The organism is Dactylosporangium sp. NPDC049525, assembly GCF_040676755.1.
In the GTDB taxonomy this organism is placed as follows: Bacteria; Actinomycetota; Actinomycetes; order Mycobacteriales; family Micromonosporaceae; genus Dactylosporangium.
Genome location: NZ_JBFAPO010000020.1, coordinates 122,847 through 135,854, shown reverse-complemented (window position 1 = coordinate 135,854; position 13,008 = coordinate 122,847). Strand labels below are relative to the sequence as shown.

At 72.3% G+C, this 13,008-nt stretch carries 12 protein-coding genes; 4 read left to right on the top strand and 8 right to left on the bottom strand.

The window, feature by feature from the left end; all coding sequences use genetic code 11:
- Positions 1–2,355 carry a hypothetical protein gene (locus AB0K00_RS27370; protein ID WP_363525354.1) on the bottom strand — a complete coding sequence of 785 codons (2,355 nt, stop codon included), beginning with the start codon at positions 2,353–2,355 and terminating at the stop codon, positions 1–3.
- Between AB0K00_RS27370 and AB0K00_RS27365 the strand changes: the two genes are divergently transcribed.
- Positions 2,354–2,773 (top strand): hypothetical protein, encoded by a 420-nt coding sequence (locus AB0K00_RS27365; protein ID WP_363525351.1) that lies wholly within the window; start codon positions 2,354–2,356, stop codon positions 2,771–2,773. The genes AB0K00_RS27370 and AB0K00_RS27365 overlap by 2 nt on opposite strands.
- A 3-nt stretch (positions 2,774–2,776) precedes the next feature.
- On the opposite strand, the gene AB0K00_RS27360 is transcribed toward AB0K00_RS27365, so the two are convergent.
- Both AB0K00_RS27360 and AB0K00_RS27355 read right to left on the bottom strand, forming a co-directional pair.
- Positions 2,777–4,711 (bottom strand): EAL domain-containing protein, encoded by a 1,935-nt coding sequence (locus tag AB0K00_RS27360; RefSeq protein WP_363525348.1) that lies wholly within the window; start codon positions 4,709–4,711, stop codon positions 2,777–2,779.
- A gap of 197 nt (positions 4,712–4,908) precedes the next feature.
- Entirely contained in the window at positions 4,909–5,865 is a 957-nt protein-coding gene (locus AB0K00_RS27355; protein ID WP_363525346.1) for an acyltransferase domain-containing protein, read from the bottom strand.
- A gap of 89 nt (positions 5,866–5,954) precedes the next feature.
- On the opposite strand from AB0K00_RS27355, the gene AB0K00_RS27350 reads away from it, so the two are divergent.
- The gene (locus AB0K00_RS27350; protein WP_363525343.1) at positions 5,955–6,755 is read left to right on the top strand and encodes a maleylpyruvate isomerase family mycothiol-dependent enzyme; all 801 of its coding nucleotides are present in this window, start codon (positions 5,955–5,957) and stop codon (positions 6,753–6,755) included.
- 40 nt (positions 6,756–6,795) lie between these two features.
- Here the strand turns inward: AB0K00_RS27350 and AB0K00_RS27345 are convergent, their stop codons facing one another.
- Positions 6,796–7,362 carry a hypothetical protein gene (locus tag AB0K00_RS27345; protein WP_363525340.1) on the bottom strand — a complete coding sequence of 189 codons (567 nt, stop codon included), beginning with the start codon at positions 7,360–7,362 and terminating at the stop codon, positions 6,796–6,798.
- Positions 7,363–7,389: 27 nt separating this feature from the next.
- Here AB0K00_RS27345 and AB0K00_RS27340 point away from each other — a divergent pair, with 27 nt between their 5' ends.
- Positions 7,390–8,637, top strand: a complete 1,248-nt coding sequence (locus AB0K00_RS27340) for an MFS transporter (RefSeq protein WP_363525338.1) — start codon at positions 7,390–7,392, stop codon at positions 8,635–8,637.
- Positions 8,638–8,664: 27 nt separating this feature from the next.
- Here the strand turns inward: AB0K00_RS27340 and AB0K00_RS27335 are convergent, their stop codons facing one another.
- Entirely contained in the window at positions 8,665–9,624 is a 960-nt protein-coding gene (locus AB0K00_RS27335; RefSeq protein ID WP_363525335.1) for a zinc-binding alcohol dehydrogenase family protein, read from the bottom strand.
- Positions 9,624–9,857, bottom strand: coding sequence for a hypothetical protein (locus tag AB0K00_RS27330; RefSeq protein WP_363525332.1), 234 nt, complete (start codon positions 9,855–9,857; stop codon positions 9,624–9,626). Before AB0K00_RS27330 ends, AB0K00_RS27335 begins: the two co-directional genes overlap by 1 nt.
- Positions 9,858–9,928: 71 nt before the next feature.
- Here AB0K00_RS27330 and AB0K00_RS27325 point away from each other — a divergent pair, with 71 nt between their 5' ends.
- A complete protein-coding gene (locus AB0K00_RS27325; protein WP_363525329.1) occupies positions 9,929–10,561 on the top strand; it encodes a TetR/AcrR family transcriptional regulator C-terminal domain-containing protein in 633 nt (210 codons plus the stop codon).
- An 8-nt stretch (positions 10,562–10,569) separates the two neighbouring features.
- On the opposite strand, the gene AB0K00_RS27320 is transcribed toward AB0K00_RS27325, so the two are convergent.
- Together AB0K00_RS27320 and AB0K00_RS27315 are read right to left on the bottom strand one after the other, a co-directional pair.
- Positions 10,570–12,300, bottom strand: coding sequence for a HAMP domain-containing sensor histidine kinase (locus tag AB0K00_RS27320; RefSeq protein ID WP_363525327.1), 1,731 nt, complete (start codon positions 12,298–12,300; stop codon positions 10,570–10,572).
- The gene (locus tag AB0K00_RS27315) at positions 12,297–12,965 is read right to left on the bottom strand and encodes a response regulator transcription factor (RefSeq protein WP_363525324.1); all 669 of its coding nucleotides are present in this window, start codon (positions 12,963–12,965) and stop codon (positions 12,297–12,299) included. The genes AB0K00_RS27320 and AB0K00_RS27315 overlap by 4 nt, the downstream gene beginning before the upstream one ends.
- Positions 12,966–13,008: the final 43 nt, after the last annotated feature.

The window sequence follows — 13,008 nt, the reverse complement described above, 5'->3', positions numbered from 1 at the left end:
TCAGTCTCCCAGCTTCGACCAGAGGTCGCCGCCGCTGTCGGCGGAGGAACGGTTGCGGAGCTTGCGGATCGCGTCCAGGAGGTTGCCTCTGGCTTCCTCGGCGCCGTGCGGTGTCGTGGACGGGCCGGCCGCCGCGAGCGCCTGCTCCATCCGGTCGAAGAAGAGCCTGGCCACCTGCCCGGCCCAGATGCGCAGGTCGTCGACGTCGCTGCGCATCAGATACGCTCCGGTGCTCACGAGCTCGTGCCGCAGCCGGATGACGTAGCCGGGATGCTTGTGGTGCAGGACCTCCGGGTCGGCGTCGTCGTGCGGATACGCGCCGGGGAACGACCACACGAACCGCGACTCGCGGCGCAGCGGGAAGGCCGCCGCGTAGCGCTCCGGGCCGGGCGTCTCGTAGGGCACCTTCGCCAGCAGCCAGGCGGGTGTGTTGGTGAGCAGTCCCCGCCACTGCTCGGGCTGGGCGAGCAGCGTCCAGGGCCCCTGCTGCTCGGCGAAGACCGCCGCGGCGCGCGGCAGCAAGGTCTCGTCGGCGGTCAGCGCGGACGTCGCGCTGCGCAGCAGGGCCTGCTCCCACCGGCGCAGCGCCTCGGCCCGCACCGCACCGAAGGCGTCCGCGCAGCTCGCGCCGAACGGTGTGACCAGTTCCGCGGTGGTGTCCGGGCCGTCGCGCACCTCCCGGCCGCGCACCGAGCCCAACATCTGCCGCCACTCGGGCCAGCGGTGGACGCGGTGGGCGGCGGCCTCCGCGACGAACGTGGCGAACGGCCCGCCGTCCGGTTCGTGTGTCGCCAGGGCCGCGGAGAGCACCTTCGGCAGCGCCGCCCGCAGCCGGGACAGCACCTGGCGCAGGTCTGAGATGACGAGCTGGTATTCCGCCTGCGCCGCGAGCGCACCTCCGGCGTCCGGGGCGTCCTCGACGGCGGTCTCCAACTGCTGCAGCAGCTCACGCAGCCGGGCGGTCTCCCGCTCGACCCGCTCCGCCCGCCGCCGCAGACCGTGGACGGACAGCTGGTCACCGAGCATGGTCAGCACCCTCCGCCGCCCACCGTCCTCGGCGACCGGCAGCAGCATCGCCCGCAGCGGACTGTCCTCCGGCAGGCCCATGGCGACCTTGTGGGCGTAGCCGGCGAGCTGGTCCTGGATGCCGACCCGGGCGTCGAAGCGGCCGGCGACGAGGCGCGGATCGAGCCGGTTGAGCGCGACCAGACCGGCGTAGAGGAACGCCGGCTCGCCCGGCACCAGCTGGTTCGCGGTGCGCAGCAGCTCCGCGACCGACGGCAGGCCGGCGCGGAACGCGTCGTCGCTGTCCAGGCCCGGCTCCTTGAGCCGGATCGCCTGCGGGCTATCGAAGACGTTGCCGACACCGGCGATGGCGCCGCCGTTGACCGCGGTCAGCAGGCGGGTCAGTTCGTCGGAGGCGACGCTGTCGGGGTTGGCGGCCTTGAGCAGCACCACGGCGGTGTCGACGTCGTGCAGCAGCGTCTCGGTCAGCCGTCGGTCGCGCTCCGAGGAGAGGTGGTTGAGGATGCCGGGAAAGTCCCAGAGCTCCAGGACCGCGCCCGCGCCGAACTCGGTCGGGCCCGTGCCGTCCACCGGCCGGACGGGAGCTCCGGCCAGGACGAGGCCCGGAAGGTCAAGTGTCCGCACCGGCACGTCCATGGCCAGCTCCGCCTGCCTGATCAGCCAGAACGGGTCGGCGGGCGGGTCGGCGGGCCGCTGGTCGTCGTAGGAGATCTGCACCAGCTGGGCGAGCTGCGCCTCGGACACGTCCCGGGTGGTGCCCAGGTAGGCGTCGTGCTGCCGGGCGCTGGCGGAAACCGCGACGAGCTGCCGGACGAGCCGGTCGAGGCTCGGATCGAGTGCCTTCGCGAAGCGGTGCCAGGCGTGCAGGGGGTCCGGATCGCCGTCGACCGCCTTGCGGGTCAGCAGGTCCAGGCCCGGATGCGACGTGCCGGCGGCCCGCACCTGCTGGCCGAGGTCGGCCAGGCACGTCTCGCACTCGGACCGGCTCAGAAACACCACCCGGCGCCCGGTCACCACGGTCAGCCCGTCGTCGACCGGCCGGAGCCGGAAGCGGGTGACATTGCCGGTGGTCGGCCGGTCACCGATCGGCAGCGAGTCCAGGAAGCCGAGCATGGAGCTGACGAAGAGCGTCTTGCCGGCGCCGTACTCGCCGATGACGCCGACCTTGTACGGGTCGCGCACCGTGGCGAGCACCCGCTCGGCCTGGTCGCGGACGCGTCTGACGGGCGTGACGAGGGCCGGGCCGAACTCCACGCCGTCGATCAGCGCGACGGCATTGGCGGCCAGTTGCTCGGCGTCGGCGATCAGATCCTTGCGAGCGGTATTCATGCCGCTCCCAGCGGCGAACCATGCGTCAGTCATCAATGCCTCTCGGCCTGATCCGGAATGGGCGATCGTTGCCCTCTTCCTGACGGACAGCACGCAGGACCTGACCGACAGCAGGCAGCCACCGCTGTCAGCAGCAGGTCGGTCGCCATACCTGCTCGACCACTACGCGAATCTGGGCGCGAGTTCGGCGTCCAACTCCATGCTCGCCCGCCCGGAACGGCTCGCCCGCAAGCTCCACCGCATCGTCGAAAAGCCCAAACCGCGGTACAAGCACCACCTCGGCGTCGACGCCGGCTTCATCGACAACGTGATGACCAGACTCCCGTGGGCGGCCCGGGTCGCCATGAATACGCGGATGTACAAACTGGACAGTCGCACCGCCGTAATTCAGGCCCTGCCCCTGCCCGCGGCAGCGTAGCGGTCAGGCGACCGCGGGAGTCAGGTCGCGGCTGCGGATCCACTCGGTCACGTCCGAGGCCGGCATCGGACGGGCGTAGTGGTACCCCTGCGCGATGTCGCACCCCAAAGCCTCCAGCGCCGCCACGTGCGCGGACCCCTCCACGCCCTCGGCGACGACGGTCATCCCGAGGTTGTGGCCGAGCTCGATGGCCCCGCGGACCAACACGGCGTCGTCACGGTCGGTGTCCATGTGCAGGACGAAGGCACGATCGACCTTCAGCTCGTCGACGGGCAGCTGCTTGAGGTACACCATCGAGGAGTACCCCGTGCCGTAGTCGTCGATCGACAGGCGGATGCCGAGGTTGTGCAGCTCGTGCAGGGTTGCCGTGGCCAGGGCCGGGTTGGCCATGACGGCCGACTCCGTGACCTCCAGCCGGAGCAGGGCGGCGGGGACGTCGTACTCGAGGAGCATGGCGGTGACCTGGTCGACGAGGTTCGCGTCCAGCAGGCACCGGGGCGAGAGGTTGACCGCGACCGGGATCTGCAGGCCAGCGTCCAGCCAGCCGCGGATCTGGGCCAGGGTGTGGTGCAGGACGTAGCGGGTCAGGCGGTTGATGAGGCCGGTGTTCTCGGCGACGGGGATGAACTCGCCGGGGGCGATCGGGCCGCGGGTCGGATGCTGCCAGCGCACCAGGGCCTCGACACCGCACAGCTCGCCGTCGCCGAGGCGGACCTTCGGCTGGTAGTGCAGGGTCAGCTGGTCGGTGGCGTCCAGGGCGCGGCGCAGGTCACCGAGCAGCAGCAGGCGGCTGCTGTCCTCGGTGTGCAGGGAAGGGACGTAGGCGACGACGCCGGCCTTGGTGTCCTTGGCCGCGTACATGGCGATGTCCGCGCACCGCAGCAGGGACTCTGCCGTGTCGGCGTTCGTCGGGGCGTGGGCGATGCCGACGCTGGCCTCGATGTCGACGGTGACGTCACCGAGGTCGAAGCTGCGGTGCAGCTCCTGCTGCAGGCGCTGGGCGAGGTCGGTCGCGGCGTCCGGGGTCGTGCCGGGCAGCAGCACGGCGAACTCGTCGCCGGCCAGGCGGGCCACGGTGTCGCCGGAGCGGACCGCGGCGCTGGTCCGTGCGGCGACCTGGCGCAGCAGCTCGTCGCCGTAGTGGTGGCCGAGGGTGTCGTTGACCTCCTTGAACCGGTCCAGGTCCAGCATGAGCACCGACGGGCTGAGCTGGGCGTCGATCGCCTTGCCGGTGCGGTCGATGAACAGGCTGCGGGCGGGCAGGCCGGTCAGCGCGTCGTGCCGGGCCTGGTGCTCGCTGTCCGCGGCCTGGCGCAGCAGGCGGCGCTGGTAGCCGGCCGCGACGACGGAGAACCCGGCGAGCGAGGCCAGACCGGCGGCGAAGGAGCCGATGGTGGTCACGAACACCACCTGCTCGACGGCGTCGAGGCGGTCCGCGGCGCGGGCGGCGGCCGTGGCGTGCTCGGCGGCGGCGGTCTGCACGAGGTCGTCGATCGCCGCGGAGGCCGGGTCGATGACGGTGACGTCGAGCCGCTGGACCAGCACCGCGTCCTGCACGTCGACCGCGTTGAACAGCTGGATCACGCCCTCGTTGTACTGCCGCTGTAGCGCCGCCACCCGGTCGGCGAGCGCACGGTCGTCGCCGTCGCCACGGGCGCGGATCTCAGTCACGGCGGCGTCGAGGTGGGCGACCGCGTCGGCGTGCTCGGCACGCCTGGCCAGCGTCGGCTCCATGCGGTAGTGCTGCTCGGCGATCTCCTCGAGGGCGAGGGCGTCGTGGGCGCGATCGTAGGCGGCGGCGAGCTGGGCGGCGAGCCGCGACTCCTTGGCGGCCTCGCGGGTGGCGACGGTGCCGAGCGTGCTCACCCCGGTCAGCGCGAGCAACACCATGGCCAGACCCGCGACCGCGAAACGCTGCCTGCGCTGCGACCCTGTCACCCAGACTCCCATCGCCGTCGCGGCGCCCCGAGTGGGTCGGCCTCATGAACGTCATCGGCGGGTGGCCGCCCGCCATGACGGACTCGCGGTCACCGTCCGGGTGCGAAGCGGTCACGGTGCCGGCCAGTGCTTGCCGGGCGGGCGCACGTGTCGCCCCGCTGGTGTCGGCCGACCGCGCGAGATCCGCGCGGCAGAGCCTAGAGCTGTGGTTGGATCGGGAAGCGGCCGCGGCGCCACTGCCAGTGGCCGCCGGCCTTCAGGTGGTCGATGATCGCGCGCTGGAGCACGGTGCCGCGCGGCAGCTGGTCCAGCGGCGTGGTCAGGCTGCGGAACGCGAAGCGCAGCACCTCGACGTCGGCGTCCAGCCCTTCCGGCTCCTCGTAGGGCTCCAGCTCGAACCGCTGCTGGAACCGGACGATGTTGGAGTCGCCGGGCAGGTAGTCCAGCAGCTGCGGGTCGAGCAGCCACGAGCCGCAGGCGAACGCCGTGTAGTGCTCGTCGGGGAAGTGCCGCGGGAAGAACGCGCGGGCCTCGTCCAGCGATGCCGTGACCGCCTCCGGGGTCAGCGGCCCGGAGTCCGGGATGTGCAGGTCGATGGCGGTGCCGCCGCGCTGGTGCTGCAGCCGGCCCAGCTCGTACAGGCCGCCGCGCGCGTGCAGCGTCAGCCAGCTCTGCATGACCGGCCAGCCCTCGCGGTGCATCCGCCGGTCGATCGCGAGGTTGCGGCCCAGGTCGGCCAGGGTCGTCCACGAGACGGTGTCGGCGATGCCGTGGTCGCGGTGGTACCCCATGACGACGTCGACCAGGGCCAGGTATGCGTACACGTAGAGGTGCTGCCAGGCGGGGCCGCGGTCGCGGGGCAGCTCCGGGCCGGGCACCAGCCAGCCGTAACCGCCGAGGTCGGCGCGGACCAGGGCGGTCGAGCGGTCGAGCAGCCAGCGCAGCTCCGGAGTCCACAGCGCGGAGTCGGGGTCGGGCCAGCCCGCCATGATCTCGGCGGCGTCGTCCGGCCGCACCGCGAGCCGGTCAAGGATGGCGGGCGCGTCAGCCTTGGCGGGCAGCGGAGCAGACGGCCGGTCGCCGGCGAGCCGGTGCACGCGGTCGACGTCCTCGAGGGGCACCCCGAGCCGGGCGGCAATGTCGTCCAGATCCACGCCGACGACCCTACCGGCCGGTGTCGACCTGAGTGGGGCCAGGTGACGGAGGTTGACCGGCACAACGAACCTACGGAAAGGTCAAGCCAATGACTGAGCTGAACGCGGAACAGGCCCAGCGGGCGATCGTCGAGTACACGCGGCGTCTGGCGGAGTCGGCCGTCGCGGCCGGACCTGACGCCGCTGTGCCGACCGCCCCGGAGTGGACCGTCGCTGACCTGGTCGAGCACGTGGGTCAGACCCAGCACTGGGTCGCGGCGATCATCGAGCGGCGCATCACCGACCCCACGCAGCTGCCGACGGAGATGGCCGTGCTCCCCACCGACCCCGGCGACTGGCAGGCGTGGCTGGCGGAGTCCGCGCAGCGGGTCGCGAGCGCGTGCTCCGATGACGCGCTCGACGCGCCGGTGTTCAACCCCGCGGCAGACGAGCGGTCCGGGACACGGTTCTGGATGGCCAGCGTCCTCAACGAGACGGTCGTGCACGGCGTTGACGCAGCCAACGCGGCGGACCGGCCGGCCGACGTCGACGCCGACATCGCGGCCGCGCTTATCAGCAACCACCTCGCGATGCTCACCTCTCCCACGTGGGCGATGCAGCGGTCCGAGTCCGCCCAGGCCCTGCGGGGCACCGGGCAGACCCTGCAGTGGCTGGCCACCGACACCGCTGCCGACGCGGGCGCCTGGTTCGTCGAACGGCGGCCCGACGGGGCGACGTGGCAGCCCGGAACCCGGCCGGCCGACGTGACGGTGACGGGCCCGGCCGGGTCGCTGCTGCTGGCCTTGACCCGGCGGCTCCCGCTCACCGGCGACGCCACCGGCATCAGCGTCGACGGCGACACCGCACTCGCCCAGCACTGGCTGGACAACACCGCCCACGTCAGCGGCTGACCGACAGCACGATCAGGTGTGAAGCGGCCGCCGGGCGACCTCAGCGGACCAGCGACAAGAGGACATGCTTGCGCAGTTCGCGAGGCCGCACCTGGATCGCGTGCTGGCCGGCGACGGTGAACGTGTAGAACTCGCCACCCAACGCCACTCCTTCGATCCTGAAGTCGAAGGTGCACGGGCCGCTCACCGACCCGAGCATTCCATTGGGTGTGCCTGGCCCCAGCCCGTGCACGCCGAGCACCTGCGCGGCGTCATCGGCGAGTGTCAGGTGAGCGCCCTCGGTGACGTCGCTGTAGTCGCCGATACCGCGGCAATGCCGGTCGTTGTCGTAGAAGCCGTAAGCGGCGTTGAGGACCACGGAGCCGTTCACCGTCACGGAGCCGCCTCCGCCGAGCAGCGAAGGATCACGCGTCACCGACGTGACGACGAACAGCGTGGCAAACCCGGCCGTGACGATCACCCGCAACCAGAACATCGCGCGGCGCACCGGCGACTCCGGCTCGTCCGAGAACGGCCGTCGCCGAGGGCTGTTCATCGCATCGCGTGGGGCGCCCACGATCGACAGTATGGCCCACGGTGTCCAGGAGCAGACGTCACCCACCATCATGGTGGTGTGCTTGCCGAGGAGCGTGCCGTGCGGCGGCGTTCGCCGTTCGTGGCCCTGATCAGCGCGTACGTGGTGTCGGTGGCGGGCACGTCGATGTCGGCGATCGCCATCCCCTGGCTGGTGCTCACCACCACCGGCAGCGCGGCGCAGACCGGTGTCGTGGTCTTCGCCCAGTTGCTGCCGTACGTCGCCGCGCAGTTGCTGGCCGGGCCGGTGGTCGACCGGTTCGGGCTGCGCCGCTCGTTCGTGTGGGGCAACGCGGCCGCGGCCGTCGCGATCGCCGTCGTCCCGAGCTGTTACGCCCTCGACGTGCTGACACTGCCGGTGCTCATCGGTCTGGTCGTGGTGGTCGGCGTGTGCCGCGGCGTCGCGGACTGCGCCAACGGGCCGCTGGTCCCGACGACCGCCGAGGTGGGCGGGATCGCGCTGGAACGGGCCGCCGGCCTCAACGCCGGTGCCAACCGCGCCGCGCTGCTGCTCGGCGCGCCGCTCGCGGGTGTGCTGGTGACGCTGTTCGGATCGCCGGCGGTGGTCGCGATCGACGCGGGCACGTTCGCGGTGGCTGCGATCGTCGGGGCGATCTGGGTACGGGTCCCGGAACCCCCCACGCGCGAGGGTCTGGGGGTGCGCAGCTACCTCCGTGACCTCGGCGAAGGGCTGCGGTTCGTCCGCGGCGACCGGCTGCTGGTGGGCATCATCACCATGGTCGCCGTCACCAACCTGCTCGACCAGGGCCTCGCCGAGGTGATGGTGCCGGTGTGGGTGCGTGACGAGGTCGGCTCGCCCGCCGTGCTCGGCCTGATCAGCGGCGTGGCCGGCGGCAGCGCGGTGCTCGGCAGCCTGCTCGGCGCCTGGCTGGGGCCGAAACTGCCACGGTGGTCGATGTTCAGCGTGTCCTACGTGATCAGTGGGGCGCCCCGGTTCGTTGTCCTGGCCGTGTCCGACTCGCTGGTGCTGATCCTGGTGGTCTGGTTCGTCAGCGAGGTGTTCAGCGGCACCCTGAACCCCGTCATCAACGCGGCGGCGTACGAGCGGATCCCGCCCGACCTGCGGGCCCGGGTGCTCGGGGTGCTCCGCTCGACCGCCTGGCTCGGCCTGCCGTTCGGTGCCCTGGCCGGCGGCTACTGCACCGAGGCGTGGGGCGTACACGCGGCGCTGTGGGTGTTCGGCGGCGCCTACCTCGTCACCACGCTGGCACCGTTCGTCTTCCCGTCCTGGCGCCAGCTGGACCACCGCACCGAGCCGCCGCCCGTCGCGACCCTGACGGCGCCGTAACTCCTCGCCCTCGATCCGGCCCGCCTGTCACGGCACCACGACGAGCCTGGCGCCCCGCAGATCGGTGCGCTGCCAGGCGGCCTCGATGTCGCTCAGCGGGACCTTCACCACGTCGAAGGTCAGCTCGCCGGACTGCGCCCATGCCACGACCTGGCTGTACACCTCATGCATGGTCTGCGGGCCGAGCCCTTTGGCCGCCCCGCAGATCTCGACCCCGGAGGTGCGCAGGCTCTCCGCGGCGAGCACGAGCCCGGCGCCGGCGGACTCGCCGATCTGGATCAGCCGGGTCGGCTTCGGGAACGCGAAGGTCTCCGGGATCAGCGATCGCAGCAGGACCTCGGTGGGTCGGCCCCAGAGATAGTCCAGCACGACGTCGTAGCCGTCGCCCTTGGCATCGAGGTACGCCTGCGCCAGTGCCTCGTCCGGGACGGCGGTGTTGATCACCTCATCGGCGCCGAGGGTCTGCACCGCACGCAGTTGGTCGTCGTCGCGGCCGGTCGCGACGATCCGTCCGGCGCCGAGCAGCCGGGCCACCTTCACCGCGAGCCGCCCCGCGACCCCGGTCGCGCCCTGCACGAGCACGGTCTCGCCCGGCACGAACCCGGCGGCGGTCGTGATGGACATGCCGGTGATCGCCGTGCCCAGCACGGTCGCGATCGCCGGATCGATACCCTCCGCGATCGGCATGTAGGCGCCCTTGGGCACCACGGTCTTCTCGGCGAGCGCGCCGTAGGGCAGGCGCGGGTTGCCGAACCCGACGAGGGTGCCGTCCGGCAGCGCGCCGATGCCGTCGAAGGCGGGAATCGCCGGCAGCTGCGCGGTGTACTGCTGGCTCGCGTAGTGCGTGCCGGCCGCGATGCGCTTGTCGACGTTCTCGACCGCGACCGCCTTCACGTCGATGATCACTTCGTCGTCGCCGGCCACGGGGTCTGGGAAGTCCTCGTAGCGGGGGATGCCACCGATCTCGTGCAGCACCGCCGCCTTCATCACAGCTCCCGGCCGAAGAGCGCGGCGATCCGGCGCTGCCAGGCCGGCATGAACCGGGGTGGGCGGGCGGGCGAGTGGTTCCGGCCGTGGTGCACCGAGGTGTGAGTGGTGGCGCCGCGGCTGCGGATCGCCGTGCCCTGGTGTCCGGCGGGCCGTTCGGCGTGTGCGGGGATTCCAGGAATGCGGTGTGTCGCCCGGTGCAGCAGGCTGCGCAACGAGTGGTTGCTGGTCATCGCCGTCTCCGTCTCTCTATCGGTGATAGGGAAACTTTAGCACTGATAGAGTGTCGGTGGGAGGTACCACCATGGCGTTAGACCGGCAGCGGATCGTCGCCGAGGCCGTCGCCCTGCTGGACGCCGAGGGTCTCGACGGCGTGACGACGCGCAAGCTCGCCGCGCGGCTCGGTGTGCAGTCGCCGACCCTGTATTGGCATGTGCCGAACAAGGCGGCGCTGGTCACCGCGATCGCCGACGCGATCCTCGGCCAGGAGTTCGGCGACATGGCACCGCCCGAGCCGGATCAGGACTGGCAGGACTGGTTGAGCGGCCTGGCCGGGCGGCTGCGCCGAGCGCTGCTCGCCCACCCGGACGGCGCTCGGGTCATCTCCGCCGCCCAGCTGTCCGTGACCATGGCGGCGATCTCCGAACTGGCGATGAGCACCCTGGTGGCGCGTGGCGTCTCGCTGCGGCAGGCCCGCGTGATCGTCCTGACCGTCGAGCGTTTCACGGTCGGCCACGTCCTGGAAGAGCAGGCGCCCCGCCCGGACGCGGCGGCGCTGAAGGACTTCGACATGGCCACCTTCACCGGGCAGTACCCGACCCTCGTGGCCGCGATCACCGACTACTTCAGCCCCGGCCGCACCGTCGACGACCTGTTCAACGACTGCCTCGAGGTCGTCATCGCGGGCGCCGCGGTCAACGCCGCGGCCACCACCTGACCGGCGGTCTACGGCGACCTCGGGAGCCTGACAGCGAACGTCGAGCCCTCACCAGGGGTACTGGTGACGGTGACGTCGCCACCGTGGGCGCGGGCGAGCTGCCGGGCGATCGGCAGCCCCAGCCCGCTGCCGCCGGTCGTGCGGCTGCGGGAGCCGTCCGCGCGCCAGAACCGGTCGAAGACGCGCGGCAGGTCGGCGGGCGCGATCCCGGCGCCGTCGTCGGTGACGTCGACGGTCAGGGCGCCGGCGGTGAGCCGGGACCGCACCGTCACCGTCCCGCCCGGCGGGGTGTGCCGGATCGCGTTGGTGAGCAGGTTCCCGACGAGCTGCCGCAACCGGACCGGGTCGACCCGCAGGACCGGGTCACCGACCGCGTCGAGCACGCACGTGACCCCACCGGCGTCGGCGGCGCCCCGGTGCGCCTCGACGACCTGGTTGAGGATGTCCTCGACGTACGTCGGCTCCGGGTGGACGCGCAGGTTCCCGGCGTCGGCGGCGGCGAGGTCGCGCAGGTCGTCGATGATGTGCTGCAGCAGCACCGACTCCTCCACGAGCAGGTCCAGCACGGCCGCGTCGGGGGCGGTGACCCCGTCGCGGACGGCCTCCAGCCAGGTGCGGATGTTCGTCAGCGGGGTCCGCAGTTCGTGCGCGACGTCGTTGACCATGGCCTTGCGCTGCCGTTCCAGCTGCGAGCGGCGTTCGGCGAGGTCGTTGAACGCGTCGGCGAGGTGGCCGATCTCGTCGCGGCTGCCGACGTCGACACGGCCGTGCTGGTCGGCGGGGGAGCTGGCCGCGGCGGTGAGCAGCCGCAGCGGCCGCACCAGGCGCCGCCCGGCGAGGACCGTCGCGGTGCACGCGACCGCCAGCACAACCAGGGTCATCGCGACGACCTGGGTGGTGTTCGCCCGGGACAGGCTGACCGTCGGCGGGTCGGCGAGCCGCGGCGGGCCGGTGATGAACAGCAGCGCCGGCGGGGCCACGTAGGGACGCAGCTGGTCGCGGCGGCTGTCCTCGAGGCAGCGCAGCGGCGTCTCGGCCGGGCCGGTGAACCGCAGCGCGAACGTCGGCGTCACCGAGACCGGTATCCCCGCGCACTCGCTGACCTGCCGGCCGAGCTGCGCGAGGGGTACCTTCTCCGACTCCACCGGCAGTTCCAGCTTCGACGGGCGGCAGCCGGTGGAGTCGTCGGCGCTGAGCAGCCGGACCGTCGGGCGGCCGCTCGGCGTCTCGACCACCTCCGCCGCGACCCGTGCCTCGCGGAAGCACTGCACCTCGGACCCCGCGATCAGCCGCAGGTATTCGCGTTCGCCGGCGCTGATGCGATACGGGCCGACGACCCGCGCATCGATGCGCCCGCCGCTGTTGCGGGCGAGTGCCGCGTCGAGGTGCAGCGGGTCGACGAGCGCGGACGGCCGCACGTGCTCCAGCGGCACGCCGGGGGAGGAGTCGGCGATGACCTGCCGGTCCTGGGTGGCGAGGGCGATCCGCCGGCCGGTGAGCGACGCCAGCCGCCGCACGGTGTCCGCGGCGCCGTCCCAGGTGGGGTGGGTCGCGGCGTGGGCGATGAACGCGTCGTAGACGTCGGTGTCGGCGGACAGGGTACGGCCGGGCTCCTGCACGACGTCCCGCGTGGTGATGCGGACCGTCAGCCACGCCGTCGCCGCGATCGCGCAGATGACGATGACGGTCGACGTGGCAAGGAGCCTGACGACGAGACTGCGATGCGCCGGGACCTTCATGCCAGCAGCTTGTAGCCGACCCCGTACACCGACAGCAGGTGCGACGGGCGGCGGGGGTCCGGTTCGATCTTCCGCCGGAGGTTCATGACGTGGGTGTCGACGGCCCGGTCGGTCGACTCGCGGTCGTGGCCGCCGGCGTGTTCGAGCAGCTGCGCCCGGGAGAAGACCCGGCCGGGGTGGCGGGCCATCGCGGTGAGGATCGCGAACTCCGCCGGGGTGCAGTCGACGGGCTCGCCGGCGACGGTCACCGTGTGCCGTTCCGGGTCGACGAGGACGGGGCCGAACCGCAGCAGCGTCTCCTGGCCGGTGCGGCGCAGCAGGGTGCGGACGCGGGCCATCAGCTCCCGCGGGCTGTACGGCTTCGTCACGTAGTCGTCGGCGCCCAGGTCCAGCCCGAGCAGCAGGTCGTCCTCACCGGACCGGGCCGTCAGCATCAGCACCGGCAGCGCCGACTCCCGCCGCACGATCCGGCACACGTCGAGCCCGTCCAGGCGCGGCATCATCACGTCGAGCAGCAGCAGGTCGGGCCGTTCCCGGCGGACGTGCTCCAGCGCGGCCTGCCCGTCGTGCACGACGGACGCCCGGTGGCCTTCGGCTTCCAGGTAGCGGCGCAGGATCTCCGCGTGGTGCGGGTCGTCCTCGGCCACCAGTACGTGCGCGGTCACGCCGCCGACTATAGACGCCGCGCCACCTGCGAAAAGGGTCCGA

Excerpts from the sequence above, each read along its gene's own strand:
- AB0K00_RS27320 (WP_363525327.1), bottom strand. The coding sequence starts at position 12,300 with ATGAAGGTCCCGGCGCATCGCAGTCTCGTCGTCAGGCTCCTTGCCACG.
- AB0K00_RS27370 (WP_363525354.1), bottom strand. The coding sequence starts at position 2,355 with ATGAATACCGCTCGCAAGGATCTGATCGCCGACGCCGAGCAACTGGCC.
- AB0K00_RS27330 (WP_363525332.1), bottom strand. The coding sequence starts at position 9,857 with ATGACCAGCAACCACTCGTTGCGCAGCCTGCTGCACCGGGCGACACAC.
- AB0K00_RS27350 (WP_363525343.1), top strand. The coding sequence starts at position 5,955 with ATGACTGAGCTGAACGCGGAACAGGCCCAGCGGGCGATCGTCGAGTAC.
- AB0K00_RS27345 (WP_363525340.1), bottom strand. The coding sequence starts at position 7,362 with ATGATGGTGGGTGACGTCTGCTCCTGGACACCGTGGGCCATACTGTCG.
- AB0K00_RS27365 (WP_363525351.1), top strand. The coding sequence starts at position 2,354 with ATGCCGCTCCCAGCGGCGAACCATGCGTCAGTCATCAATGCCTCTCGG.
- AB0K00_RS27335 (WP_363525335.1), bottom strand. The coding sequence starts at position 9,624 with ATGAAGGCGGCGGTGCTGCACGAGATCGGTGGCATCCCCCGCTACGAG.
- AB0K00_RS27325 (WP_363525329.1), top strand. The coding sequence starts at position 9,929 with ATGGCGTTAGACCGGCAGCGGATCGTCGCCGAGGCCGTCGCCCTGCTG.